General features: G+C 67.6%; 26 protein-coding genes and 2 tRNA genes. 14 read left to right on the plus strand and 14 right to left on the minus strand.

What is annotated here, in order from left to right:
- Positions 1-251 precede the first annotated feature (251 nt).
- From gltB to ASE78_RS00165, 5 genes are all read right to left on the minus strand, one after another.
- Positions 252-4,781 (minus strand): glutamate synthase large subunit, encoded by a 4,530-nt coding sequence (gene gltB / locus ASE78_RS00145; RefSeq protein WP_056491720.1) that lies wholly within the window; start codon positions 4,779-4,781, stop codon positions 252-254.
- The gene (locus ASE78_RS00150) at positions 4,778-5,335 is read right to left on the minus strand and encodes a hypothetical protein (RefSeq protein WP_056491723.1); all 558 of its coding nucleotides are present in this window, start codon (positions 5,333-5,335) and stop codon (positions 4,778-4,780) included. Before ASE78_RS00150 ends, gltB begins: the two co-directional genes overlap by 4 nt.
- Positions 5,332-6,777, minus strand: coding sequence for an NAD(P)-dependent oxidoreductase (locus tag ASE78_RS00155; protein WP_056491726.1), 1,446 nt, complete (start codon positions 6,775-6,777; stop codon positions 5,332-5,334). The genes ASE78_RS00150 and ASE78_RS00155 overlap by 4 nt, the downstream gene beginning before the upstream one ends.
- A 151-nt stretch (positions 6,778-6,928) precedes the next feature.
- Complete coding sequence (locus ASE78_RS00160) at positions 6,929-7,726, minus strand: undecaprenyl-diphosphate phosphatase (RefSeq protein WP_056491729.1); 798 nt, start codon at positions 7,724-7,726, stop codon at positions 6,929-6,931.
- Positions 7,727-8,680: a complex I NDUFA9 subunit family protein gene (locus ASE78_RS00165; RefSeq protein ID WP_056491732.1), complete on the minus strand. Its 954-nt coding sequence runs from the start codon at positions 8,678-8,680 to the stop codon at positions 7,727-7,729. It abuts the gene before it with no gap.
- Between the two features lie 151 nt (positions 8,681-8,831).
- Between ASE78_RS00165 and ASE78_RS00170 the strand changes: the two genes are divergently transcribed.
- Positions 8,832-8,918: transfer RNA gene (locus tag ASE78_RS00170), tRNA-Leu, on the plus strand.
- A gap of 17 nt (positions 8,919-8,935) precedes the next feature.
- On the opposite strand, the gene ASE78_RS00175 is transcribed toward ASE78_RS00170, so the two are convergent.
- Positions 8,936-9,424 (minus strand): thiamine phosphate synthase, encoded by a 489-nt coding sequence (locus ASE78_RS00175; protein WP_235514820.1) that lies wholly within the window; start codon positions 9,422-9,424, stop codon positions 8,936-8,938.
- A gap of 58 nt (positions 9,425-9,482) precedes the next feature.
- Between ASE78_RS00175 and ASE78_RS00180 the strand changes: the two genes are divergently transcribed.
- The 7 genes from ASE78_RS00180 (at position 9,483) to ASE78_RS00210 (ending at position 14,487) form a co-directional block, all read left to right on the plus strand.
- Positions 9,483-10,157 carry a YggS family pyridoxal phosphate-dependent enzyme gene (locus ASE78_RS00180; RefSeq protein WP_056491739.1) on the plus strand — a complete coding sequence of 225 codons (675 nt, stop codon included), beginning with the start codon at positions 9,483-9,485 and terminating at the stop codon, positions 10,155-10,157.
- Positions 10,158-10,167: 10 nt separating this feature from the next.
- The gene (locus tag ASE78_RS00185) at positions 10,168-10,851 is read left to right on the plus strand and encodes an HAD family hydrolase (RefSeq protein ID WP_056491892.1); all 684 of its coding nucleotides are present in this window, start codon (positions 10,168-10,170) and stop codon (positions 10,849-10,851) included.
- 887 nt (positions 10,852-11,738) lie between these two features.
- On the plus strand, positions 11,739-11,939 hold the full coding sequence (locus ASE78_RS00190; RefSeq protein WP_056491742.1) for a ParD-like family protein: 201 nt from the start codon (positions 11,739-11,741) through the stop codon (positions 11,937-11,939).
- A 2-nt stretch (positions 11,940-11,941) separates the two neighbouring features.
- Entirely contained in the window at positions 11,942-12,709 is a 768-nt protein-coding gene (gene map / locus ASE78_RS00195) for a type I methionyl aminopeptidase (RefSeq protein WP_056491745.1), read from the plus strand.
- Positions 12,710-13,004: 295 nt separating this feature from the next.
- Positions 13,005-13,427 (plus strand): VOC family protein, encoded by a 423-nt coding sequence (locus tag ASE78_RS00200; RefSeq protein WP_056491747.1) that lies wholly within the window; start codon positions 13,005-13,007, stop codon positions 13,425-13,427.
- Positions 13,424-14,131, plus strand: coding sequence for a glutathione S-transferase family protein (locus ASE78_RS19745; protein ID WP_056491750.1), 708 nt, complete (start codon positions 13,424-13,426; stop codon positions 14,129-14,131). Before ASE78_RS00200 ends, ASE78_RS19745 begins: the two co-directional genes overlap by 4 nt.
- Positions 14,128-14,487: a DUF1428 domain-containing protein gene (locus ASE78_RS00210; protein WP_056491753.1), complete on the plus strand. Its 360-nt coding sequence runs from the start codon at positions 14,128-14,130 to the stop codon at positions 14,485-14,487. The genes ASE78_RS19745 and ASE78_RS00210 overlap by 4 nt, the downstream gene beginning before the upstream one ends.
- 179 nt (positions 14,488-14,666) lie before the next feature.
- Here the strand turns inward: ASE78_RS00210 and dnaN are convergent, their stop codons facing one another.
- Both dnaN and ASE78_RS00220 read right to left on the minus strand, forming a co-directional pair.
- Positions 14,667-15,779 (minus strand): DNA polymerase III subunit beta, encoded by a 1,113-nt coding sequence (gene dnaN / locus ASE78_RS00215; RefSeq protein ID WP_055761728.1) that lies wholly within the window; start codon positions 15,777-15,779, stop codon positions 14,667-14,669.
- 256 nt (positions 15,780-16,035) lie between these two features.
- Complete coding sequence (locus ASE78_RS00220; RefSeq protein WP_056491756.1) at positions 16,036-16,695, minus strand: outer membrane protein; 660 nt, start codon at positions 16,693-16,695, stop codon at positions 16,036-16,038.
- 143 nt (positions 16,696-16,838) lie between these two features.
- On the opposite strand from ASE78_RS00220, the gene ASE78_RS00225 reads away from it, so the two are divergent.
- The 4 genes from ASE78_RS00225 (at position 16,839) to rlmN (ending at position 19,986) form a co-directional block, all read left to right on the plus strand.
- Positions 16,839-17,492, plus strand: a complete 654-nt coding sequence (locus tag ASE78_RS00225) for a histidine phosphatase family protein (protein WP_055761734.1) — start codon at positions 16,839-16,841, stop codon at positions 17,490-17,492.
- Complete coding sequence (locus tag ASE78_RS00230) at positions 17,489-17,941, plus strand: hypothetical protein (protein WP_056491759.1); 453 nt, start codon at positions 17,489-17,491, stop codon at positions 17,939-17,941. Before ASE78_RS00225 ends, ASE78_RS00230 begins: the two co-directional genes overlap by 4 nt.
- 123 nt (positions 17,942-18,064) lie before the next feature.
- Positions 18,065-18,790, plus strand: a complete 726-nt coding sequence (locus ASE78_RS18055; RefSeq protein WP_082466916.1) for an NYN domain-containing protein — start codon at positions 18,065-18,067, stop codon at positions 18,788-18,790.
- Positions 18,787-19,986, plus strand: coding sequence for a 23S rRNA (adenine(2503)-C(2))-methyltransferase RlmN (rlmN, locus tag ASE78_RS00240; protein ID WP_235514821.1), 1,200 nt, complete (start codon positions 18,787-18,789; stop codon positions 19,984-19,986). Before ASE78_RS18055 ends, rlmN begins: the two co-directional genes overlap by 4 nt.
- Before the next feature lie 206 nt (positions 19,987-20,192).
- On the opposite strand, the gene ASE78_RS00245 is transcribed toward rlmN, so the two are convergent.
- Positions 20,193-21,188: a ligase-associated DNA damage response exonuclease gene (locus tag ASE78_RS00245; protein ID WP_055761747.1), complete on the minus strand. Its 996-nt coding sequence runs from the start codon at positions 21,186-21,188 to the stop codon at positions 20,193-20,195.
- A gap of 81 nt (positions 21,189-21,269) precedes the next feature.
- On the opposite strand from ASE78_RS00245, the gene ASE78_RS00250 reads away from it, so the two are divergent.
- Positions 21,270-22,535 carry a DUF5690 family protein gene (locus ASE78_RS00250; protein ID WP_056491769.1) on the plus strand — a complete coding sequence of 422 codons (1,266 nt, stop codon included), beginning with the start codon at positions 21,270-21,272 and terminating at the stop codon, positions 22,533-22,535.
- Positions 22,536-22,540: 5 nt separating this feature from the next.
- On the opposite strand, the gene ASE78_RS00255 is transcribed toward ASE78_RS00250, so the two are convergent.
- The 5 genes from ASE78_RS00255 to ASE78_RS00275 form a co-directional block, all read right to left on the minus strand.
- Positions 22,541-22,617, minus strand: a tRNA-Arg gene (locus ASE78_RS00255).
- Between the two features lie 37 nt (positions 22,618-22,654).
- Positions 22,655-23,320 carry an endonuclease III gene (gene nth, locus ASE78_RS00260; protein ID WP_055761753.1) on the minus strand — a complete coding sequence of 222 codons (666 nt, stop codon included), beginning with the start codon at positions 23,318-23,320 and terminating at the stop codon, positions 22,655-22,657.
- Complete coding sequence (gene dapB, locus ASE78_RS00265; RefSeq protein WP_055761758.1) at positions 23,317-24,045, minus strand: 4-hydroxy-tetrahydrodipicolinate reductase; 729 nt, start codon at positions 24,043-24,045, stop codon at positions 23,317-23,319. Before dapB ends, nth begins: the two co-directional genes overlap by 4 nt.
- Positions 24,046-24,112: 67 nt before the next feature.
- Positions 24,113-24,484 carry a hypothetical protein gene (locus tag ASE78_RS00270; RefSeq protein ID WP_230770873.1) on the minus strand — a complete coding sequence of 124 codons (372 nt, stop codon included), beginning with the start codon at positions 24,482-24,484 and terminating at the stop codon, positions 24,113-24,115.
- A gap of 48 nt (positions 24,485-24,532) precedes the next feature.
- Positions 24,533-25,057, minus strand: a complete 525-nt coding sequence (locus ASE78_RS00275; protein ID WP_056491772.1) for a DUF2306 domain-containing protein — start codon at positions 25,055-25,057, stop codon at positions 24,533-24,535.
- 175 nt (positions 25,058-25,232) lie between these two features.
- On the opposite strand from ASE78_RS00275, the gene ASE78_RS00280 reads away from it, so the two are divergent.
- Positions 25,233-26,018, plus strand: coding sequence for a LytTR family DNA-binding domain-containing protein (locus ASE78_RS00280; protein ID WP_056491775.1), 786 nt, complete (start codon positions 25,233-25,235; stop codon positions 26,016-26,018).
- Positions 26,019-26,123 lie beyond the last annotated feature (105 nt).

A 26,123-nucleotide genomic window follows, 5' to 3' on the forward strand; every position in this document is an offset into this window, starting at 1 on the left:
CCGGATCGACCTTCACGCTCCCATCGTCACCCCGGACTTGTTCCGGGGTCCACCTGGCCCCAAACGCTGCCGATACAGCCTCAGGGCGCACCGATTGCCGGGCCGTGGACCCCGGAACAGGTCCGGGGTGACGAAAGGGATAGCTGTTTCGGCCGAAAATGACGAAGACTGGCCGGAAATGCTGAATGTCGATCCCGCCTAGCGCCCGGACCGGCATCCCTTCTGTTGGGAAGGGATGCCGGTCCGGGCCTTCAGGCCGCCGCGACCGCCTGACCGGGTTCGCCGGCGGCATCGTCGAGCAACGGGTGCGCCAGGCGGGTCAGCATTTCCTTTGGCACCACCTGCCAGAAGCGGCCCTTGGTCCGCTCCCAATCCTCGAGGATCGCGCCCGACCAGCGGCTGTCGGTCGCCTTGTGGTGCTGTTCGATCAGGTCGCGCAGGCTCGCTTCCCAATGCGCCGATCCCAGCCGGTGGAGCGTGATGCTTTCCGGGTTGTGATGCCGCTCGAAGCTCGCGTCATGGTCATAGACGAACGCCATGCCGCCGGTCATGCCCGCGCCGAAGTTCGTACCGGTCCGCCCCAGCACCACCGCGACGCCGCCGGTCATGTACTCGCAGCCATTGGCCCCGCAGCCCTCGACCACCACGGTCGCGCCCGAATTGCGCACCGCGAATCGCTCGCCCGCCTGCCCCGCCGCGAACAGCTTGCCGCTGGTCGCACCATAGAGGACGGTGTTGCCGAGGATCGTGTTCTCGTGGCTCCTGAGCGGTGACGACACCATCGGCCGCACCACGATCGTGCCGCCCGACAACCCCTTGCCGACATAGTCGTTGGCGTCGCCGAACACCTCCAGCTTCAACCCCTTGCACAGGAACGCGCCGAGGCTCTGCCCCGCCGACCCACGCAGCCGCACCGTGACATGCCCGTCGGCCAGCTTCGACATGCCGAACGTCCGGGTGATCTCGGAAGACAACCGGGTGCCGACCGCGCGGTGGGTGTTGCGCACCGAATAGGTGAGCTGCATCTTCTCGCCACGCGAGAACACCGCCGCCGCATCCTTTATCATCTGCGCATCGAGGCTGTCGGGCACCGCATTGCGGAACGTCGACAGGCTGAACCGCCGCTCGCTCTCCTCGGCATCGACCTTCGCCAGAATCGGGTTGAGGTCGAGATCGTCGAGATGCTCGGCCCCGCGGCTGACCTGCCGCAGAAACTCGGTCCGCCCGACCACCTCGTTCAGCGACCGCACGCCGAGCCGCGACAGGATCTCGCGCACTTCCTCGGCGATGAAGGTCATCAGGTTGATGACCTTTTCGGGCGTGCCGGTGAACTTGGCCCGCAGCCGCTCATCCTGCACGCACACGCCGACCGGACAGGTGTTGCTATGGCACTGGCGCACCATGATGCAGCCCATCGCCACCAGCGACAGCGTGCCGATGCCGAACTCCTCGGCCCCGAGGATCGCGGCGGCGACGATGTCGCGCCCGGTCTTGAGGCCCCCGTCGGTGCGCAGCACCACCCGCCCGCGCAGGCCGTTGAGCGTCAGCGTCTGGTTGACTTCGCTCAGCCCCATTTCCCACGGCGTGCCGGCATATTTGATCGACGTTTGTGGGCTGGCCCCGGTGCCGCCGACATGGCCCGACACGAGGATGACGTCGGCATGCGCCTTCGCCACGCCCGCCGCGACGGTGCCGATGCCCGCCGAACTGACCAGCTTCACGCAGACCCGCGCCTTGGGATTGATCTGCTTGAGGTCGTAGATGAGCTGCGCCAGATCCTCGATCGAATAGATGTCGTGGTGCGGCGGCGGCGAGATGAGCGTGACGCCCGGCGTCGCATGGCGCAGCTTGGCGATGAACTCCGTGACCTTGAAGCCGGGCAACTGCCCGCCCTCACCGGGCTTGGCACCCTGCGCGACCTTGATCTCGATCTCGTCGCAGGCGTTGAGATATTCGGCGGTGACGCCGAAGCGGCCCGACGCCACCTGCTTGATGACCGAGTTGCCGTTGTCGCCATTCTCGTACGGCTGATAGCGGATGCTGTCCTCGCCGCCCTCGCCCGACACTGCCTTGGCGCCGATGCGGTTCATCGCGATCGCCAGCGTCTCGTGCGCTTCGGGGCTGAGCGCACCGAGCGACATGCCCGGCGTCACGAACCGCTTGCGAATCTCGGTGATCGCCTCGACCTGATCGATCGCCACGCCGGTCTCGGGGAAGTTGAACTCGAGCACGTCGCGCAGATAGACCGGCGGCAGGTCGCGCACCCCGCGCGAGAACTGCATATAGGTCGAATAGCTGTCGGTCGCGACCGCCGTCTGCAACAGGTGCATGAGCTGCGCCGAATAGGCATGCGCCTCGCCACCGTTGCGCTGGCGATAGAAGCCGCCGATCGGCAGGTTCACGACGGCACTGTCGAACGCCGCGTCATGCCGCTGCGTCGCGTTGACGTGGAGCGAATGATAGCCCTCGCCCGAAATCTTGGCGGGCATGCCGGGGAAGAAGTCGTTGACCAGCGCGCGGCTCAAACCGACCGCCTCGAAATTATAGCCGCCGCGATAGCTGGAGATCACCGCGATCCCCATCTTCGACATGATCTTGAGCAGCCCCTCGTCGATCGCGGTGCGATGGCGCGTCAACGCCTCGTCGATCGAGATGTCGCCGAACAGCCCGCGTGCATGGCGATCGGCGATCGCCGCCTCGGCCAGATAGGCGTTCACCGTCGTCGCGCCGACGCCAATCAGCACCGCATAATAATGGGTGTCGAGACACTCCGACGAGCGCACGTTGATCGACGCATAGGACCGCAGACCCTTGCGCACCAGATGCGTATGCACCGCCGCCGCCGCCAGCACGCCGGCGATCGGGACCTTGGTCGCGTCCAGATGCTCGTCGGTCAGGAACAGCTCGCTGCGCCCTTCGCGCACCGCCTGTTCGGCCTGCGCACGAACGCGGGCGATGGCGGCACGCAGCGCTTCCGGCCCTTCGCCCGCCGGGAAGGTGCAGTCGATCTCCGCCGTCTGCGCGCCGAAATGGCTTTTGAGCCGAAGCCAGTCGGTGTTGGTCAGCACCGGGCTGTCGAGGACCAGCACCTTGCTCGACCGGTCGCCGGTGTCGAGGATGTTGGCGAGGTTGCCGAAGCGCGTCTTGAGCGACATGACGTAGCGCTCGCGCAGCGGATCGATCGGCGGGTTCGTCACCTGCGAGAAATTCTGGCGGAAGAAATGGCTGATGAGCCGCGGCTTGTCGGAGATGACCGCCAGCGGCGTATCGTCACCCATCGATCCGATCGCTTCCTTGGCCCCTTCGACCATCGGTGATAGGATCAGCTCCATGTCCTCCAGCGTCTGCCCGGCACACACCTGCCGCCGCGCCAGCTCGGCACGGTCGTAGCGCAGCGGATCGGCGGTGGCGGCGGGAAGATCCCCGATCGTCAGGAACTTGGCGGTCATGGCGGCATAGTCCGCCTCGCCCGCGATCTTGTCCTTGATCGCGCGGTCCTTGTAGAGTTTGCCTTCGGTCAGGTCGACCGCGAGCATTTCGCCCGGCCCAAGGCGGCCCTTCTCGACCACCGTCGATTCCGACACCGGCACCATGCCCGCTTCCGACCCGACGATCAGCAGCCCGTCGCCGGTGATGGTATAGCGCAACGGGCGCAGCGCGTTGCGATCCAGCCCGGCGACCGCCCAGCGGCCGTCGGTCATCGCGAGCGCGGCGGGACCGTCCCACGGCTCCATGACGCTCGCGAGATAATCATACATCGCGGTATGCGCCGGCGGCATGTCGGCGGCACCCTGCCACGCCTCGGGCACCAGCATCAGCTTGGCGGTCGGCGCGTCGCGGCCCGACCGGCAGATCGTCTCGAACACTGCATCCAGCGCCGCCGTGTCCGACGCGCCCGCCGGGATCACCGGCTTGATGTCCTCGGAGCGCTCGCCGAACGCGATGCTCGCCATCTTGATCTCGTGGCTGAGCATCCAGTTCTTGTTGCCGCGGATCGTGTTGACCTCGCCATTGTGCGCGAGGCAGCGGAACGGCTGCGCCAGCCACCATTGCGGGAAGGTGTTGGTCGAATAGCGCTGGTGGAAGATCGCGACGCGCGATTCGAACCGCTCGTCGTTCAGGTCGGGATAGAAGTCCGACAGCGATTCGGCGAGGAACAGCCCCTTGTAGATGATCGAGCGACACGACAGCGAACAGAAGTAGAAGCCGGTGATCTGCGCGGCGATGATCCGCTTCTCGATCCGGCGACGGACGAGATAGAGGTGCTTCTCGAACTCGGCCTCGTCCATGTCCTCGGGCGCGGGGCCGGCGATCATGATCTGCTCGATCTCGGGGCGGGTCGCCTGCGCCTTCATGCCGATGACCGACACGTCGACCGGCACCTGCCGCCAGCCGTAGATCGACCAGCCGGCCTCGATGATTTCCGATTCGACGAGCGTGCGGCACGTCTCCTGCGCGCCAAGGTCGGTGCGCGGCATGAACACCATGCCGACCGCGAGGCGGGCGTGCATCGGCTTGTGCCCCGATCCGGCGATCGCATCGTCGAAGAAGCGGTGCGGCAGGTCGACATGGATACCCGCGCCGTCGCCGGTCTTGCCATCGGCATCGACCGCGCCGCGATGCCATACAGCGCGCAGCGCATCGATCGCCGACTGCACGACGCGGCGCGACGGCTTGCCATCGGTCGCGGCGACGAGGCCGACGCCGCAGGCATCGCCTTCGTATTCGGGGCGGTACATGCCTTCGGTGGCGAGGCGGAGGCGTTCGGTTTCGAGGGTCATGACAGAGTTTCCTCAGGCAACAGCATGGAAGTCCGCTTGGGCGGAAAAGATACGTTCAACGCGGCACAATCAGCCGCGATCGAGATGGGATCGCGCGTAACCTCGTAGTTTTTCGGGTCCGCCAGCGAAGCACACCAATTCGATAACAGGGTCAGTTCAATACAGCTTCGCAAACCGATCAGCTCCCGCATCGACCAATCACGAGCCAATGATTTGATGCGGGCCTCGTCTGCGTACATCGCATCGATCGAAGAAGACGCGACCCATAATCGCAGCGCGTCAGATTCCCTAACGGTCCCACGATGAACCAGCGTCCAAGGTGTCGCCTTGCAGTCAGGCTCATCGGCGTCGATCAAAACCATCATCATCGACCGAGCTTCGCGTGCTTGGCCAGCACGATACAGCACGCCCGCCGCCTGAAGCTTGCCCACCTCTTGACTGGCGATTCGCGAATAACGAAGCCAATCGGCAGCGAACAAGGCCGTCGGCGGCAGCGCAAGTGCGACGAGGACAGCGATCACGACGGTTCGCAATATGCGAACCGCCTTAATCACGCCGCCACCCTCGCCGCCTTGGCCTTCGCCTTGAGATAGGTGTGCATCCGCTCGGTCACGTCGCGGCCGTCGCGGATCGCCCACACGACCAGCGATGCGCCGCGCACGATGTCGCCGGCAGCGAAGACGCCGTCGAGCGAGGTCATCATCGACTTGCCGTCGACGCGGACCGTGCCCCAGCGCGTCACGCCCAGTTCGGGCGCGTCGAACAGCGTCGGCAGGTCCTCGGCATCGAAGCCCAGCGCCTTCACCACCAGATCGGCGTCGAGCAGGAATTCGTTGCCCGGATCGGTTTCCGGGGCGCGGCGGCCCGAGGCGTCGGGCGCACCGAGGCGCATACCCGTCGCGCGGACCTGCACCACCTGTCCGTCGCGGTCGTCGAAGGCGGCGGGGGCGGAGAGCCAGACGAACTCGACGCCCTCTTCCTCGGCATTGGCGACTTCGCGCTGCGATCCGGGCATGTTCGCGCGGTCGCGGCGGTAGAGACACTTCACCGACTTCGCCCCCTGGCGGATCGCGGTGCGGACGCAGTCCATCGCGGTGTCGCCGCCGCCCACGACGACAACGTTCTTGCCCGCCGCATTGAGCGATCCGTCGTCATAGGCCGGCACGGTGTCGCCGAAGCCGATCTTGTTCGACGTGGTCAGATAGTCGAGCGCATCGACCACGCCGCCGCTGCCGACGCCGGGTGCCTTGATCGCACGCGGCTTGTAGACGCCGGTGGCGATCAGCACCGCGTCATGCTGCTGGCGCAACTGGTCGAGGGTCGCGTCGCGGCCGACCTCGAACCCTTCGTGAAAGACGATGCCGCCTTCCTTCAACCGCTCGACGCGGCGCATGACAACCGGCTTCTCCAGCTTGAAGCCGGGGATGCCATAAGTCAGCAACCCGCCGGCACGGTCGTAGCGATCATAGACATGGATGTCGTAACCGAGGTTGCGGAGCCATTCCGCCGCCGCCAGCCCGGCCGGGCCGGCCCCGACGATCCCGACCGACTGGCCGCGCGCCGGGCCGACCGCCACGGGCTCGACCCAGCCGTTTTCCCATGCGGTGTCGGTGATGAACTTCTCGACCGATCCGATCGTGACCGCGCCGTGCCCTGAAAATTCGATGACGCAATTGCCCTCGCACAGCCGGTCCTGCGGGCAGATGCGGCCGCAGATCTCGGGCATGGTCGAGGTACTGTTGGAAAGCTGATACGCCTCCTGCAACCGCCCTTCGGCGGTCAGGCGGAGCCAGTCGGGGATATGGTTGTGCAGCGGGCAATGTACCGAGCAATAGGGCACGCCGCATTGCGAGCAGCGCCCGGCCTGATCCTCGGCCGCCGGCGGCGCATAGCGCTCGGCGATTTCGCGAAAGTCGTCCGCGCGCAATTCGGCTTCGCGCTTGGCCGGATAGGCCTGCGGACGCGCGACGAACTTCAACATTGCTTGATCGGCCATGGTGCCCTCCGATCGTCCGAAAAGCATATCCGGGCGACGGAGTCACGCAACAAACTACCGATAGGTCAGCTTTGGTGTCCCATTTATCTTAATGCGAACGGTTTGCAGAATTTTCAGAACCGTTCGTCATACGGTTGAGGCCGATCCGGCCCTATCGCGCAAGCAACCAGATTAACGCCATGCTGCCGGCGACGATCCGATACCATGCGAACGGCGCGAAACCGAAGCGGCCGACGATCCTGACGAAACCCTTGACCACCAGCAGCGCCACCACGAACGCCGCGCCGAAGCCGATTGCGATTCCCGTCAGATCGTCGAGCGTCAGCAGCGCGCGATCCTTGTAGAGCGAATAGGCGGTCGCGCCGATCATCGTCGGCACGGCGAGGAAGAAGCTGAACTCCGCCGCCGTCCGCCGCTCGACGCCGAGCAGCAGCGCACCCATGATCGTCGCCCCCGAACGGCTGACGCCCGGCAGCATCGCGATACACTGCATCGCCCCGACCGAGATAGCGTTGCCGACGCTCATGTCCTCGACCGCGTGGATGCGCACCCGCTTCACCATGCGTTCGATCAGCAGGATCAGCATCCCGCCGACGATCAGCGCGACGGCGACGATCACCGGTTTCTGCATCACCGCGCGGATCGCGTCATAGAACAGCGCACCCGCGACCATCGCCGGCAGAAAGCCGATCAGGATGTTGCGGGTGAACGCGATCGCTTGGCGGTCCATCCGGGTCAGCCCCAGCGCCACGCCGGTGAAGCGCGCGCGATAGGCGACGAGCACCGCGAGGATCGCGCCCAACTGGATCGCGATCTTGAACACGATCGAGCTTTCGTCGGTATAGCCGAACAGCTCGCCCGCAAGGATCAGGTGCCCGGTCGAGGACACCGGCAGGAATTCGGTCAGCCCCTCGATGATGCCGAGGACGACGTAGGTGATCCACTCCACTTACGCGCCCTTCAGTTCGGCGATGCGACCGAAGCGCCCGCTCTTGCGATATTGCACCAGCCAGTCGGGGGCGACGGTGGCCATCGGCACCGGGCGATGGTCGAACGCCTCGATTCCCGGAACGCCGCTGCCCACGACATTGTCCTGCGAGAGCATCGCCCATTGATCCTTCGAGATCGGGGTGAGCGGCATCGCCGCGATCACCCCGCCCAGCTCGTTCGGGATTTCGAGGAAGCGCACGTCGCGGCCGATCGCCTGCGCGATCCAGCGGTTGAGCCCGCCCATCGTCACCACGTCGGGGCCGCCGATCGCATAGGTCTGTCCACCGAACCGGTCGGGATCGCCGAGCGCCTTGACGATCACCTGCGCCAGATCGACGACATAGACCGGCTGGAACTTCGCCGAAGCCGCCATCACCGGCACGATCGGGCGACCGATCAGCGCGGGGGCGCCCGCGATCATGCCGGCGAAGCGGTTGACGAAGCCGTCCTCGCGCCCGAACACGATCGAGGGGCGCAGGATGGTGGCGCCGGGAAACGCCTGACGTACCGCCTCCTCACCGCCCGCCTTCGAGCGGCCATAGGCCGAGGGCGAGTTCGCATCGGCACCAATCGCCGAAATCTGCACGAACGACGTGGCACCCGCCGCCTGCGCGGCTTCGGCGACCGTGCGGGCACCGGCGACATGCACCTTGTCGAAATCGCCCGCCAGCACGCCGACGAGGTTCACGACCCCGTCCGACCCGGCGACCGCGCGCGCGACCGTTTCCGGCTTCGACAGGTCGGCGGCGACGAACTGCGTCTGGCCCAGCCCGCCTTGCGTCTTGAGGTAGAGCGCCTGGCGCGGATCGCGCTGGGCGATGCGGACGCGGGCGCCGGCCTTGAGCAATTCCTGCACGACATAGCGGCCGACAAAGCCGCCACCGCCGAACAGCGTGATCAACTGGTTCTTCATCGTGCCTGCCTTCTGCTTCGCGGGGCGGTGATCGGTTCGAATGCGGGAACCCCATGCCGTTCCGCCACGCAAACGGCAAGGACCGCAATTATTCGCAACAACGTTGTTGACACCCCCGGCGACCCCCCGTAGAGGCGCCCTCCTACCCCGTGCCCAGATGGCGGAATTGGTAGACGCACCAGCTTCAGGTGCTGGCGATCGCAAGGTCGTGGAGGTTCGAGTCCTCTTCTGGGCACCATTTTCCCGAGACCAATTTCACACCGCCCAGGCGTCGATCGCGGCCCAGCCGTGGATCGCCCGGCCCGTGAGGCTGCGCGCGCGTGGCGCGTCCATGCCGCCGAGCGCGATGGTCGGGAGGCGGTTGTCGCGCAGCAGCAGGCCGAGGCGGACCCGCCCGAGCGCGCGGGCGCCGGGGTGCGAGCGGGTGGCGAAGACCGGCGAGACGAAGATCGCGTCCACCCCGGCGCGCTCTGCGGCGATCCGTTCGCGCAGCGTGTGGACCGGGCGGGTGGCGAGGCCCCTGCCCGGTCGCGCGGTGCGGCCGTGGATGCCATCGGCGCGGGGCAACGCCGGCCCCGCCACCAGCAGCACCAGCCGGCGGGCGCGGGCGATGCGGCGGACCTTCGTGAACAGCGCGCGGCGCTCGACCGGCGGCGTCGCATAGTGGCGGAACACGATGCCGCTCCCCTTCGGCATCCGGGCGACGATCGCGGGCAGCGCCGCGCCCAGCCGTTCGTCGGTCATCAGCCAGCGGCGCGGCAAAGGGTGGCGGGAGCGCATATGCGCCCCTATAGCGCGCGCCATGCACGAACCCGAGCCCCAAGCACGCCTGTCCGCCATCCGCGACGCCATTGCCCGTGCCGAGACGATCGCGCGGCGCGAGCACGGATCGACCACGCTGATCGCGGTCAGCAAGACGCACGACGCCGCGACGATCCAGCCGCTGATCGATGCCGGACAGCGGACGTTCGGCGAGAACCGGGTGCAGGAGGCGCAGGGCAAATGGCCCGCGCTGCGCGAGGCGACGCCGGGGATCGACCTCCACCTGATCGGGCAGTTGCAGTCGAACAAGGCCGAGGATGCGGTGCGGTTGTTCGATGCGATCCATTCGGTCGACCGGCCCTCGCTCGTCACCGCGCTGGCGAGGGCGATCGACAAGGTCGGGCGGGCGCCGGCCTGTTTCCTTCAGGTCGATATCGGCGACGAGCCGCAGAAAGGCGGCTGTGCGCTGGCCGATCTGCCCGCGCTGCTGGATCAGGCGAAGGCGGCGGGGCTGCCGGTTGCCGGGTTGATGTGCGTGCCGCCGTTCGACGTCGAGGCCGCGCCCTATTTCGCGCTGACCGCGAAGCTGGCGCGCGACCATGGCCTTGCCGGGCTCAGCATGGGCATGTCGGGCGATTACGAGGTGGCGGTGACGCTGGGCGCTACGCATGTGCGCGTCGGATCGGCGTTGTTCGGGCAGCGCCGGACGGTTTAAGGACAGGATGATGACGCGACCCAAGGCCCTGCTGTTCGATTTCGACGGGGTGCTGATCGAGAGCGAGTTCGCCGGCAACCGGCATATCGCCGAGGTGCTGACCGCCGCCGGCCATCCGACGACGGCAGCCGATTCGATGGCCCATTTCATGGGACTGTCGGGCAGGCAGTTCACCGATGCGATCGAACGCTGGGTCGGCGGCCCGCTGCCCGCCGGATTCGCCGAGGCGCGGGCGATCGAGGATGCGCGGGTGCTGGCCGAGGGGGTCGAGGCGGTGGCGGGGGCGGTCGCGTTCGTCCGCTCGCTGCCCGCCGATCTGCCGAAGGCGATCGTCTCGTCGAGCACGACGCACTGGATCCGCACCCACCTCGACCATATCGGGCTGGGCGATGTGTTCGGCGAGCATGTGTATAGCGGCAAGGAGCATGTCGCCAACGGCAAGCCCGCGCCCGACCTGTACTGGTATGGGGCCGAGCGGCTGGGGGTCGCAATCGAGGATTGTGTGATCCTCGAGGACTCGCCGGTCGGGGTGCGCGGCGCGGTCGCGTCCGGCGCGCGGGTGATCGGGCTGTGCGCGGGGTCGCACTGCGCGGTGGGCCATGATGCGCGGTTGCGCGAGCTGGGCGTAAGCGAAATCGCGCATGGGTTTGATGCGGTGGCGGAATTGATCGGCGGCGCGCCGGGCGAGGCGTAGCGCAGCTACGCCGCGCCGAACAAGGCGCGCCCGGCCGACGGCGCTGGCAGCGCCGTTCGACGGCACGGGCTTTGCCCGTGGCGGGGCCTGTCGCACGCTTCGATTCCCCCCAAAGTTTACATTTACCGCGCGTTTCGTCGGCACGCGGCAGAATGGGTTCACGCGGAGGCGCGGAGACGCGGAGGGGGCGTGGACGCCGTGGGGTCACGCTTCCGCACGGCCGTGTTGCAGGTTTGCCGGCGCGCCGGGCAAGGTGCAGCGAAGCAGCACCGCGCCGCACAAGGCGCGCCCGGCCCGCGGCGCTGGCAGCGCCGTTCGACGGCACGGGCTTTGCCCGTGGGGTGGCGCAATCCCCGCCAAAGTTTACAAAGTTTACACTAACGGCGCGCCGGGCAAGGCGCAGCGTAGCTGCACCGCGCCGCACAAGGCGCGCCCGGCCGGGGGCGCTGGCAGCGCCGTCCGACGGCACGGGCTTTGCCCGTGGCGTGGCGTAATCCCCGCCGAAGTTTACAAAGTTTACACTAACGGCGCGCCGGGCAAGGCGCAGCGTAGCTGCACCGAGCCGCACAGGGCGCGCCCGGCAGGGGGCGCTGGCAGCGCCGTCCGACGACACGGGCTTTGCCCGTGGCGTGGCGTAATCCCCGCCGAAGTTTACAAAGTTTACACTAACGACGCATTTGTTGTGAAGCGTTCGCAGCATCGGACGGCGTATCGTCGATCGGGTCGGCACGCGGGGGCCCCGCCGGTCAGGAATGTTGCGTATCTCCACCACCCGCCCCCCGCATCGCGACCCGGCGGACTCTGACAGCGACCGGCGCTGTAGGACAGCGCGTTGACCAGCCATGATACGAACCATATATGATCCGTATGCTGCACAGGAAACCGACATGGGTATCGTGAAGATCGACGACGCGCTGCACGAGGCGGCGCGGCGCTCCAGTACCGTGCTGTGCCGGTCGATCAATGCGCAGGCCGAATTCTGGATGAAGATCGGGATGCTGGCCGAAGCCAGCCCGACGCTGTCGTTCAACGCCATCGTCGCGCGCGAGATCGCAGCCGCGCACCCGCCGGTCGCGGACGCCGCCTGACCATGGTCAAGACGATGGAGGAACTGGCGGCGATGCGCCGGTCGGGCAAGCTCCTGGCGCAGGTATTCGCGATGCTCGACCGGACCGTGCTGGAGGGCTTGTCGACGCTGGCGATCAACGATCTGGTCGAGCGGTTCATCACCGATGATCTGGCGAGCCGGCCGGCGAGCAAGGGGCAATATGGCTTCGCCTATGTGCTCAACAGCTCGATCAACGACGTAGTGTGCCATGGCGTGCCCTCGGCCGGGGCGATCGTGCGGGGCGGCGACATCGTGAACCTCGACATCACGCTGGAGAAGGACGGGTTCATCGCCGATTCGAGCAAGACCTATACGGTCGGCACGGTCAGCCCGCAGGCGCGGCGGCTGGTGGAGGTGACGCAGGGCGCGATGTGGCAGGGCATCGCCGCGGTACGGCCCGGCGCGCGGCTGGGCGACATCGGCCATGCGATCGAACGCCACGCCAAGCAGCATGGCTATAGCGTGGTGCGCGAATTCTGCGGCCACGGCATCGGGCGGGAGATGCACGAGGAGCCGAACGTGCTGCATTTCGGGCGGCGCGGCAGCGGCATGCTGCTGCGCGAGGGGATGACCTTCACCATCGAACCGATGCTCAACCAGGGCAGCCGGCGGATCGAGCAGAGCGACGACGGCTGGACGGTGACGACCGCCGACGGGAAGCTGTCGGCACAGTTCGAACATACCGTCGCGGTGACGGCCACCGGGGTCGAGGTGCTGACGCTGCGCGAGGGCGAGCGGCTGGCGGCTTGAAGGGTCGCGCCGGGGCTTGCCCCCTCGGCGCGGAACCGTTGCCCCGACGCAGGTTGGGTCTGATCTCCCCACCCTGAAACAGACGTCATCCCGGCGAAGGCCGGGATTTCCCGGGGTTGATGCGCGACAAAAGCCGCTTGAGGCCCCAGCCTTCGCTGGGGCGACGTTCGTTTCCGGGTCGATGGGTCGGACCTTGGCGCGCCTTGCTTGGCGCGCCCCCTTTCGACGAGGGTTGCATCGGCGCGGCGGGTGGCGATGATCGTGGCACCAGCGACTCGGGCGAAGGTGGGCGAGCATGACGCGGATGATCTTCGTGAACCTGCCGGTGAACGACGTGGCGCGGGCGACCGCCTTCTACCAAAGCGTCGGCTTCGTGCGCGATCCGCGCTTTTCGGGCGACGACAGCGCGTCGATGCAATGGTCCGAGCATATCGTCGTGATGCTGCTCCACCGTGATCGCTTCGCCGGTTTCGCACCGCTGCCGGTCGCCGACGAACGGACCGCGACGGCACATCTGATCGCGCTGTCGCTGGACGACCGCGCGGGCGTGGATAGCTTCGTCGCGGCGGGCGCGGCGGCGGGCGGGACCGCCGATGTCCGGCCGCCACAGGATCACGGCTTCCTGTACGGCCGCACGATCGCCGATCCCGACGGCCATGTCCTCGAACCGATGTGGATGGATCTTGCCGCGTTCGAGGCAATGCAGGCGGCGGCGTGAGCGGCCGGCCGGTCGTCACCGCCTATGACTGGGTGCCCGATTTCGCGCGGGGGCAGGTGCGCGACCTGCGCGTGCGCTGGGCACTGGAAGAGATCGGCCAGCCCTATGACGTCGCCTATCTGGCGCAGGGTACGCAGAAACGCGAGGCGCACCGCGCGCTCAACCCCTACGGCCAGGTGCCGACCTATGCCGAGGGCGAGCTGGTGCTGTTCGAATCGGGGGCGATCGTGCTGCATCTCGCGCGCACCCATGGCCGGTTGCTGCCCGACGATCCGGGCGGCGCGGCGCGGGCGAGCGAATGGCTGTTCGCGGCGCTCAACACGGTCGAGCCGCCGATCGCCGATCATGCGACGGCGACGATCTTCGAGGCGCACGAACCATGGTCGCGTGCCCGGCTGCCCGGCATCGAGGCGCGGGTGCGCCAGCGGCTGGCCGAGACGGCGGCGCGGCTGGGCGAGCGCGAATGGTATGACGGCGATTTCTCGGTCGGCGACCTGATGATGATTTCGGTGCTGCGGCTGCTGCGCGACGATGTGCTGCTGGCCGGGGAGCCGACGCTGGCCGCCTATGTCGCGCGGGGGCAGGCGCGCCCGGCGTTCGCGCGGGCGCTGGCGGGGCAGATGGCGGGGTTCACCGGTGCGCCGCCGCCGAGGTTCGACCGATGGCGCGCCCGGCTGGCCGCCGCACAGGGAGCAGACACATGAGCTATGTCAGCGGATTCGTGACCCCGGTGGCCGATGCCGACCGCGACGCCTATCGCGCGTCGGCCGAGGCGGCGTGGGCGATCTTTCGCGATTATGGCGCGACCGGCCAGATGGAGGCGTGGGGCGACGACGTGCCGCCGGGCAAGCAGACCGACTTCGCCCGCGCGGTGGCGCTGAAGGACGGCGAGAGCGTGGCGCTCGGCTGGGTGCTTTGGCCCGACAAGGCGACGGCGGAGCGGTGTTTCGCGGCGATGCCCGACGATCCGCGCTTCGCGGAACTGCCGATGCCGTTCGACGGATCGCGGATGATTTATGGCGGGTTCGTGCCGATTTTTAGCGGTGGGGTAGTGGGGTAGCGGCTCTTTGGTGTCTCCCCTCCCTGACAAGGGAGGGGAGCAGGTTGTCATGGCATCGCGTCGGGGGCCGTCATGGGAGTTAATCCCATGACGTCGGTCGCCGTTGTACGGCGCCGGCCGGTCTGGCGCGTGCGCTTTGCGCACCGGCGAATAACGTTGTTATTCGCCTCGCTTGGTCCTTAGACCCTCATCGGCATCAAGACATACAGTGCCGGCGACGCATCATTCTCGCGGATCAGCGTCGGGGCGGCGGCGTCGGCGAGGTGGACTTCGCAGATGTCGCTGTCGATCTGGCCGAGGATGTCGAGCAGATAGCGGCTGTTGAAGCCGATCTCGAACGGCAGCGCGCTATAATCGCCGGGCACTTCCTCCGCCGCCGCGCCGTTTTCGGGGCTCGTGACCGACAGGGTGATTTTGTCGCGGTCGAGCGCCATCTTGACCGCGCGGGTCTTTTCGGTGGCGATCGTCGAGACGCGGTCGACGCCGGCCATGAAGCTCTTGGGGTCGAGTTTGAGCAGTTTGTCGTTCGCGGTCGGGATGACGCGCGAATAATCGGGGAAGGTGCCGTCGATCAGCTTGCTGGTCAAGATCGCCTGCCCCAGATCGAAGCGGATCTTGCTGGGCGAGAGCGACACGCCGACCGACCCGTCGACCTCGTCGAGCAATTTGCGCAGTTCGGCGACGCATTTGCGCGGCACGATGACGTCGGGCATCTTTTCCGCACCCTCCGGCCGGTCGACCGTCATCCGCGCGAGGCGGTGGCCGTCGGTCGCGGCGGCCTTCAGCACCGGTTTACCGTCGTTCTCGGCGACGTGGAAGAAGATGCCGTTCAGATAATAGCGCGTCTCTTCGGTCGAGATGGCGAAGCGGGTCTTGTCGATGATGTCTTTCAGCGTCTTGGCCGGCAACTCGAACTGGGTCGGCAGTTCGCCTTCCGCGATCACCGGGAAGTCGTCGCGCGGCAGCGTGGCGAGGCTGAAGCGGGCACGACCCGCGATCACGGTCAGCCGGCCTTCGGCGGCGGCGAGCTGGACCTGCGATCCTTCGGGCAGCTTGCGGGCGATGTCGAACAGGGTGTGCGCCGATACGGTGATCGCACCCTGTTGATCGACAGCGGCGGGCACCGTCTCGTCGATCTGCAGGTCGAGGTCGGTCGCCATCAGGCGGATGGTCGATTCGCGCGCATCGATCAGGACGTTCGACAGGATCGGAATGGTGTTGCGCCGCTCGACCACCGACTGGACATGGCTCAGCCCTTTCAGGAGGGTCGCGCGTTCGATCGTCGCCTTCATGAATATCCCCCGCGCGGATGCGCTCGCAGCTCGGCCGGCGGGCTGGATTCGCCGGCAACGTATGAAACCTGAACGATACCCCTAGCGCAAAGAAAGGCCGGCGCAAACCGCCCCGGCCTTTCTTGCCATGGCAATATTCGACCCATTTTCGTCATTCCCGCGCAGGCGGGGACCCATTGCCGCAGCGGCTGCGATCCTGCCGAAGCCTCGGCGGCCATGGATTCCCGCCTGCACGGGAATGACGAGCGTCAGGGCTTTAGAACCGGATGCCGACGCCGGCGACGACCTGATGCCGGTCGGTGTCGATGTCGTAACGCGGCGAGGTTGCGCCGTTGCCGAGCTGGAAATCGGCGTTCGAATAGTTCGAATAGCGATATTCGAGCTTGGCATAGGCGCGCGTGCCGATCGCCTGTTCGACGCCCGCGCCCAGGCGATAGCCGTTCAGTTCGAAATTCTCGCGGCTGTCGGTGGTGCCGTCGCTGGCCAGCACGTTGAGGCGCGCGTTGGTGTAGCCGCCCTTCACATAGACCAAAGTTTCAGGGGCGGCGAGGATGCCGGCGCGCGCGCCGACGTACAGGTCGCGGCCGGTCTTGACGTTGCCGAAGCCGAAGAAATTGGGATCGGTGCGCGCGGTTTCGACCTTGCCGGTCGATCCGGTATATTCGCCCTCGACACCGACGAGGAAGTTGCTGAGCGCGAAGTCGTAACCGGCCTCGACGCCATAGAGCAGGCCGTTGACCGTCTCGTCGTCGCCGTCGAGGTCGCTGTCCTCGGTGCTGCCCGGGCGGATGCCGTCATAGCCGGCGAGCGCGCCGACGCGGAAGCCGGTGAACGCGGGGTTCACGTCCTGCGCCAGCGCCGGGGTGGCGAGCGCGGTGCCGGCAGCGAGGCCAAGAGCGATCAGGGTGGTACGCATGGTGTTACTCCGTCAACAAGTGCCCGCACGTCACATCCGGCCGGCGCACGGCTCCAATGGACGGTTTGGGCGGGCGTTGCATGAACCTCACCTAAACAGCGAAATGCGTTGCAATCGGGCAACATCCCCTTGAAAGCGGGGCCATGACGAACCAGCGCAAGGGGCGAGACTTCATCGCCCGTCACGGCGAGACGGTGTACAATATCGCGCAGCGGATGCAGGGCGACCACCCGCACACCCCGCTGACCCGCGCCGGCTTCGCGCAGGCCGATGCGATGGGCGCGGCGCTGCGCGGGATATTGGGCGTTCGCCCCAAAATCACGCTCTGGGCGTCGAGCGCGGGGCGCGCGCTCCAGACGCTGGCGATCATCGCCGAGCATCTCGACCTCGACTGGCACGGCGCGCACCGCGACGACCGGCTGGTCGAGATCGGCATGGGCGAGTGGTCGGGGCGCTATTATCATGAACTGACCGGTCCGCACGCCGACTTCCTCGATGTCGAGGCCAGGCTGTATCGCCGGCCGGCGCCAGGCGGCGAATGGTATGACGCGATCGCCGCGCGCGTCGGTGGCTGGGCGGCGGATACCCATGACGATCCCGGCGACCGGCTGGTCATCATGCACGGCATGTCGAGCCGGGTGTTGCGCGGGGTGCTGACCGGGGCCGAGGTGCTGCCGCCATTCGATGCGCCGGTCGCCCCCGATCTGCCGCAAGGGTCGATCGTGCGGATCGAGGGCGGTCGCGAGACGGTGGTGCATACCGGCAGCGGCCGGGCGTCGGTTTCGGCCCCGGCGTGATCGCGCTGCTGCTGGCGGTCGCCGCGCCGCCGCAGGCGATCGGCATCTACCGGCGCTGGGGTGCGTTCAGGGGCACCGGGCCCAGCCGCTGCTACGCCATCGCCCAGCCGGTCGAGCCCAAGGGCGGCCGCGCGTTCGCGAGCGTCGCCAACTGGCCGGGCGCAGGCGTGCGGGCGCAGGTCCATGTGCGGCTCAGCCGCGCGCGGGCCGAGCGCGCGCGGGTCGTGCTGGCGATCGGCGAGCGGCGCTTCGAGCTGACCGCGGGGGCGAGCGACGCCTGGGCACCCGATGCCGCCGCCGACCGGGCGATCGTGGCGGCGATGCGCGGCGGCCGGTCGATGAGCGTCGAGAGCGTGAGCGCCGCCGGCGCGCCGTTCGTCGACGTCTATACACTCGGCGGCGCGGCGAGCGCGATCGACGCGGCGCGGCTGGGGTGCCTGCGCGGTTGATTTCTGCGCATCTATACGTTATGTATAGATCATCCTGCCCCCGGCATGCCGTCTTGAGGCGCTCGCAAGAGCAGACATCAGCTCAAGGCCGATCCCGGGGGCAACCTTTTTCCGGTATCCTCCATGTCGACTGCTATAGTGATCGATGGTGCGTATTTTCTGCGCCGCTTCGGTTACAGCTTTCCTCATCTGGATCGCAATGATCCGGCGCAGGTCGCATGGGCCGTGCCGTATCTTGCCGGTTGGCATCTGGCCATCCGGCATCGATCCGAACCGCATGCGTTGGGCGATGTGACGCAAGGCTATCGGCCGGGCGAATCGTCGGACCTGTATCGCATCTTTTTCTATGATTGTCCGCCGCTGACCAAGCGGCTGCACTATCCCATCTCGCGCAAGTCCCTAGACTTGGCCAAAACGTCGACCGCGTTGCAACGGCAGGCGATCCACCGCCGGTTGCTCGACGCGCGCAAGGTAGCGCTGCGTCTGGGACGGCTGAACGACGACGTGGTCTGGGTTCCCAAACCCGAAGCGATGCGCCGCTGGCTGGACGAACAGTTCGTCGCCAGCGACGAGGATTTCGAGATAAAGACCGTCCAGAAGGGCGTCGACATGCGACTCGGACTCGATGTCGCGGCAATGGCCTTCAAACGGCAGGTCGATCAGATCATCCTTGTCGCCGGTGATGCCGATTTCGTGCCGGCGGCGAAACTGGCCCGGAGGGAAGGCATCGATGTCGTGCTCGACCCGATGGGCGGCCGGGCGGCGCGTGACCTGCTCGACCATGTCGATGGCGTTCGGATGTGCCGGATGCTCGAACCCTCCAGCGATACCGAATGGCGGATAGAATGAACGTTGCCCTCGCCTCCCCGCCCATGCCGATCCCCGGCCATGTCGATCCCGTGCCGGTGCCGCGGCCTGCCGTGCCGCGTGCCGATGGGCGTACCGACCTGATCGGGCTCTCGCGCCCCGAGATCCGCGACGCGCTGGCCGCCGCCGGGCTGGATGCGCGTCAGGCGAAGCTGCGCACCAAGCAGCTCTGGCACTGGATCTACAATCGCGGCGTGACCGAATTCGCCGCGATGACCGATATTGCCAAGGCGCAGCATCCGTTGTTCGAACGCCATTTCGTGATCGGCCGGCCCGACGTGAAAGAGGCGCAGGTGTCGAACGACGGCACGCGCAAGTGGCTGCTGACCTCGCCCGACGGGCAGGACTACGAGATGGTGTTCATCCCCGACGCCGATCGGGGGACGCTGTGCGTGTCGAGCCAGGTCGGCTGCACGCTCAACTGCACCTTCTGTCACACCGGCACGATGCGGCTGGTGCGCAACCTGACGCCGGGCGAGATCGTCGGGCAGGTAATGCTGGCACGCGATGCGCTGGGCGAATGGCCGAGCCAGCCCGAGGGGCGGATGCTGACCAACATCGTGATGATGGGCATGGGCGAGCCGCTGTATAATTTCGATGCGGTGCGCGATGCGCTGGGCGTGGTGATGGACGGTGATGGCCTTGCGCTGTCCAAGCGGCGGATCACCCTCAGCACGTCGGGCGTGGTGCCGATGATGGCGCGCGCGGGCGCGGAGATCGGTGTGAACCTTGCCGTGTCGCTCCATGCCGTGACCAAGGAAGTGCGCGACGAGATCGTGCCCTTGAACCGCAAATACGGCATCGAGGAGCTGTTGCAGGCGTGCGCCGATTATCCCGGTGCCAACAACGCGCGGCGGATCACCTTCGAGTACGTCATGCTCAGGGACAAGAACGACAGCGACGCCGATGCGCGCGAGTTGGTGCGGTTGCTGCGCAAGTACCAGTTGCCGGCGAAGGTCAATCTAATCCCGTTCAATCCGTGGCCGGGGACGGTGTACGAATGCTCGACGCCCGAGCGGATCCGCGCGTTCAGCGAGATCGTGTTCGAGGGCGGGATTTCCGCTCCGGTGCGCCGCACGCGCGGGCAGGACATCGGCGCGGCGTGCGGTCAGTTGAAGACCAGCGCCGAGAAGAAAAGCCGGGCGGAGCGCGATCGCGAGGCGGCGGGGGTGGCGTAAGGCGGTCCGATCGACATTCCGTCGGAACGCCGCCAGATCTGCTCCCCTCCCTGACAAGAGTTTCGGGTCGGTCATGCCCCCGGCATGACCTGAACAGTNNNNTCCGCGAGGAAACCTACGCGCTCCACAACCGGCCTACCCACCCCCGCCCCCTCCCTTGTCAGGGAGGGGAGAAATCGAACCTCTCGCCGAAATGCTGATCTGCCCTAATCATCCTCGTCCTCGAAGCCGACGAGGTCGAGCGCGCGGGCCTTGATCTGGCGGGTCATGCACCAGTGGACCAGCGCGTCCTCGCGGCCGTGCGTCACCCAAACTTCGCGCGGGGCGATTTCGGTGAGCGTCGTCGTCAGTTCGTCCCAGTCGGCGTGATCGGACAGGATCAGCGGCAGTTCGACGCCGCGCTGGCGGGCGCGCTGGCGCACCCGCATCCAGCCGCTGGCCATCGCCGTAATCGGATCGGGCAGCCGCCGCGACCAGCGATCGCCCAGCGCCGAGGGCGGGGCCATGACGATATGGCCCTGTAGATCGGCCTTGTCCGCGTCCATCACGGCACGCAGCTCGCCCAGATCGACGCCGAGTTCGACATAAAGATCGCACAGCCGTTGCAGCGCGCCGTGCAGATAGATGGGTTCGTGATAGCCCAGCGCCCGGACCTCGGCGATCACCCGCTGCGCCTTGCCGAGCGCATAGGCGCCGACCAACACGCAGCGCTCGGGCTCGGTGGTGAGCGCGGCGAGCAGCTTGCGCATCTCGTCGCGGGTATCGGGGTGGCGGAACACGGGGAGGCCGAAGGTCGCCTCGGTCACGAACACGTCGCACTTCACCGGTTGAAACGGCGCGCAGGTCGGGTCGGCACGACGCTTGTAGTCGCCCGATACGACGACCCGCTCGCCGGCATGGTCGAGGACGATCTGCGCCGATCCCAGCACATGGCCGGCGGGGACGAACGACACGTCGATGCCGTCCATCGCGATGCTTTCGCCGTACGCGACGGGGACGCCGTTCTGCGGGCCGTAGCGGACGGCCATGATCGCCAATGTCTCGGGCGTCGCCCACACCTGGCCATGGCCGCCGCGCGCGTGATCGGCATGGCCATGCGTCACCAGCGCGCGGGCGACGGGTTGCGACGGATCGATCCACGTATCGATCGCGGGAAGATAGATGCCGGTCGGCTGCGGCGAGATCCAGCGGGCAAGGGCCATGGTGGACAAGATGGGACGCCCCGCCCCCGCTGCCAACCGGTCACGGAACCGACATGGTAACGGTTCAATACAGCGTGCGTCGTGCCGGCCCCCTCCCCCACTAGTCGCCAGCTCCTGACCGCCGGGCTGGCCGCGTTCGCCGTCTATTTCGCGATGTACGCCTTTCGCAAGCCGGTGACGGCGGTCGGCTTCGCCGATCAGGCGGCGCTGTGGCCGGGGCTGGACTATAAGGCGACGATCGTGATCGCGCAGGCGATCGGCTATGCGCTGTCCAAGATGCTGGGGGTGCGGGTGGTCGCCGCCCACCGTGCGGGCGGGCGCGGGCGGTTGATCCTCGCGCTGGTCGCGCTGGCGTGGGGGGCGCTGATCGGCTTCGCGCTGCTGCCGGCGCGGTTCGGGCCGCTCTGCCTGTTCCTGAACGGATTGCCGCTGGGGATGATCTGGGGGCTCGTGTTCCGCTATCTGGAGGGACGGCGGGCGTCCGACCTGCTGGCGGCGATGCTGACCGCCAGCTTCATCCTGTCGTCGGGCGTGACCAAGAGCGTCGGGGCGCTGCTGGTCGCAGGCGGGGTGTCGCCGTTCGTCATGCCGGCGCTGACCGGCGTGTTGTTCGCGCCGGTGCTGGTCGTCGCGCTGGCAGTGCTCGGCCGGCTGCCCCCGCCCGATGCGGCGGACGAGGCGGCACGCGGCGTCCGCCTGGCGATGGATGGGCCGGCGCGGCGGGCCTATGTCCGCGCGCATGCCGTGCCGCTGATCGTGCTGATCCCCGGCTATGTGATCCTGACCGCGCTGCGCGATTTCCGCGACAATTTCGCCCCCGAACTATGGGCGGCGCTCGGCCACGCCGCCTCGCCCGCGATCTTTGCGGTGTCGGAGGTGCCGGTGACGATCGTCGTGCTGGCGGCGATGGCGCTGCTGACGCTGGTGCGCAGCAATCTGGGCGCGCTGCTGACGATCCATGCGGCGGTGTTCGCCGGCGCGGTGCTGCTGGTCGTGGCGACGTTGCTGTTCCGCTCGGGGGTGCTCGGCTCGGTCGGCTGGGTGATCTGGACCGGAATCGGCATCTACATCGCCTATGCCCCGTTCAGCGCGGTGCTGTTCGACCGGATGATGTCGCTGTCGCGGATGCCGGGCAATGCCGCGTTCCTGATCTATCTCGCCGATTCGTTCGGCTATGCCGGCAGCGTCGCGCTGCTGGTGCTGCGCACGCTGACGCAGGGGCATGGCGCATGGCTCGGCTTCTTCGAGCGTGCGGTGCTGGCGACCGGGGTCGTGCTGGCGGTGGCGAGCGCGGTGTCGGCGGCGTGGTTCGTGCGGCGGCATGGCGGCACATCATCGACGCGGTAGGAAACTGGTGCACCCGACTGGATTCGAACCAGTGGCCTCTGCCTTCGGAGGGCAGCGCTCTATCCAGCTGAGCTACGGGTGCATCGCCGGGACGCAGGCACCTAGCAAAGCGTGATGGCTTATGCCAGCCGTTTCGCCGGTTTTTCGGGCGGAGCCGGCGTTTTCGGGCGGAAGGCGCACAGATCGGCGACCGGGCAGCGCCAGCATTCGGGCCGCCGCGCCTTGCAGACATAGCGGCCGTGGAGGATCAGCCAGTGGTGCGCGTGGAGCCGGAACGGCTGCGGCACGACGCGGTCGAGCACCGCTTCCACCGCGTTCGGCGTCTTGCCGCGCGCGAGGCCGGTGCGGTTGCCGACGCGAAAGATATGGGTGTCGACCGCGAAGGTTTCCGCGCCGAACGCGACGTTCATCACGACGTTCGCGGTCTTGCGCCCGACGCCGGGCAGCGTTTCCAGCGCGGCACGGTCCGCCGGGACCTGTCCGCCGTAATTGGCGACCAGCGACTCGCTGAGCGCGATCACGTTCTTCGCCTTGGCATTGAACAAGCCGATGGTGCGGATGTGCGCCTTCAGGCCATCCTCGCCCAGCGCGATCATCTTTTCGGGCGTGTCGACGGTGGCGAACAGCGCGCGCGTCGCCTTGTTCACGCCGACGTCGGTCGCCTGCGCCGAGAGGACGACCGCGACCAGCAGCGTATAGTCGTTGACCGATTCGAGTTCGGTTTCGGGGTGCGGATTGTCCGATGCCAGCCGTTCGAAAAAGGCAAAGACGTCCGCCTTCCTCAAACGCCGACCACCGCGTCCATGCCGTGGCGACCGACGGGAGCCTGCGTCAGCCACTGGGCGGCACGCACCGCGCCGCGTGCGAACAGCGCGCGGTCGTCGGCGCGGTGCGACAGTTCGATCCGCTCGCCCTCACCCGCGAACACCACCTGATGATCGCCGATGACGGTGCCGCCGCGCAGCGATGCGAAGCCGATCGTGCCGCCCGCGCGCGCGCCGACGAGTCCCGCGCGGCCGATCACCCCGCTGTCGGCGAGCGTGGTGCCCAGACCCTCGGCGGCGGCATCGCCCAGCATCAGCGCGGTGCCCGACGGCGCGTCGACCTTCAGCCGGTGGTGCGACTCGACGATCTCGATGTCCCAGTCGGGACCCAGCCGCCGCGCGGCGTCGCGCACCAGCCGCGACAAGAGCGCGATGCCGAGCGAGGTGTTGCCGGTCTGGAGCACGGCAATGTCCTGCGCGGCGGCATCGATCATCGCCTGGTGACGGTCGCTCAGGCCGGTGGTGCCGATCAGGATCGGGGTGGCGTGCGCGCGCGCCGCCGCCAGATTGGCCTCGAGCGCCAGTGGCGAGGAGAAGTCGACCAGCACGTCGGCCTTGGCCGCGAGCGCCGCGGGATCGTCGCCCTGATCGGTGCCGCCGGCGAAGCCTTCGCCGATCCGTTCGATCTCGCGTTCGATCGCGTGCCCCATTCGGCCCTGCCGGCCGAAGATGCCGATGCTGGTCATTGATCTTCGTCCGCCATGATTCCGCCCAGGGGCTCCATGGCCCCGCGTGCGACGGGGTGCAAGCGGATCAGCGCCCGACGTGCGCGATCGGGGCCTCGGCATATTTGGGATCGGCGGAGTTGAAATCGGTCTGCGGCACGAAGGTGCGCGACGTGAGCGCGACATTGCCGAGGCCGAGCAGCTTGAACGTGCCAAGCTTCGTCACCTTGGGCGCGCTGCCGGCACGTTCGACCGTCACCGCATCGACGTGCAGGTCGCCGTGCCGGGTCCACAGCATGTGCGGGGCGAGCAGCATGTCCATGTTGTTGTAGCGGACCGAGATGCAGATCTTCTGCATCAGCGCGAAGCGAATGATGTCGCTGATCGACGCGCGCAGTTCCTCGGTGGCGGAATCGGTCGCAGGGTCGCGATCCTGCGTGGAGGCGGTGACGTTGTGCATTGCAGCATAATGTAACGGTTGTGACCGCCATCGGCAAGAGGCGCGGCCTCATCCAAAAGCCCAAGTCCACATGACCCGCCCCGGCGCGAAGGCGAACATCCCCGGAATGACCAGCGCGCCGACATACATGCCGATCAGCCGGTTGCGATGCTTGGCGATCCGGCCGGCGCGGGCCGCGGCGATCGCGGCCCATGCGGCGAGGAGCGTGACCGGCACGAAGATGTGAATCCACGAGAAACCGCCATGGTTGAGCTGGCGGATGAAGAGCGCGCTCAAGGCGGTCGACACCATCAACCCCATCCAGACGCGGCCGAGCAGGCGGTGGCGTGCCCCGCCCTTGCGCGTGAGCAGGACATAGAGGCCGAGCGGGATCGCGGGCAGCACGCTCATCAGGTGGATCGCGACCGCCACGTCATGCGCGCCGGGCGCGACGGGGGCGAGCCCGACGAGCGCGCGCAGCAGCGCATAGATGCTGCCAAGGCCGAGCAACCCGCCGCCGACAATCGCCACGATCCGCGCGGCGAGCGGCACGTCGGGGGTGACGGGGGGGCGGGAAAGCGTGGCGGCGGTCATCGATCGGCTCCGGTAGCTGGTGTCGGCCCCGGTGATGGCGTGCCGCGCTTCGCGGGCAAGCGGGGTTACGCGAAACCGGCACGTGCCATCGTGAAAGCGGCGCCCTGCCCCTTCACGAAGCGTGAAATGGCAGGGTATTGGACGCCCGTCCTGTCCCTTTGCGAGCGAACCGCCGATGCCCGATGCCCGCCGACTGCTGATCGATCTTGCCATCATCGGCGGCGTGGGCGTCGTGCTGGCGGTGCTGGGGCCGTTCGGCAGCTTCGCCGCGCCGTTCGCGTGGCGGCTGGTGTATTGGGTGGCGGTCGTGCTGGCGGGATACCTTTGCTACCGACCGGCGACGGTGGCGGCGTGCCGGGTGGCGGACGCGCTCGACCTGCCCGAAGCGGCGCTGTGGGTCGTCGCCTGCCTTATCGCGACGGTGCCGATGACGGTGCTGACCTGGGCGGCGAACGGCGTGTGGCAGCCGCTGGTCCTGCCCTCGGCAAGCGGGTGGCTTGCCACCTATGCCAATGTGCTGGTGCTGGGGTCGGCGATCACGCTGATCTTCTGGCTCGGGCACCGGCGGGTGCTGCGCACGGCGCCGGTGGTGGAACGGATCGAGCCGCCGGCCCCGCCGGTCGCACCGGTGGTGGTCGAGGCGCTGGCGGCCCCGGCGTTTCTCGACCGGTTGCCGCCGCATCTGGGGCGCGAGCTGATCGCGCTGGAGATGGAAGATCATTATGTCCGGGCGCATACCCCGGCGGGATCGACACTGATCCTGATGCGGATGCGCGACGCGGCCGCCGAGCTGGAGGGGATCGACGGACGGCTGGTCCACCGGAGCTGGTGGGTGGCGCGCGGCCATGTGCGGGGGATGACCCGCGACGGGCGCAACCTCCGCCTGACGCTGACCGGCGGGATCGAGGCACCTGTCGCGCGTGGACAGGTGGAGGTATTGCAGGGCGAGGGGTGGTTTTAGGGCGGATCGACGTTCAACGAAATGCCGTCCCAATCTGCTCCCCTCCCTGACAAGGGAGGGGCAGGGGGTGGGGCGGCCCGCGAGGAAACGTAAGCGCTCCACAAC

This window comes from Sphingomonas sp. Leaf25 (assembly GCF_001421635.1).
Lineage (GTDB): Bacteria > Pseudomonadota > Alphaproteobacteria > Sphingomonadales > Sphingomonadaceae > Sphingomonas.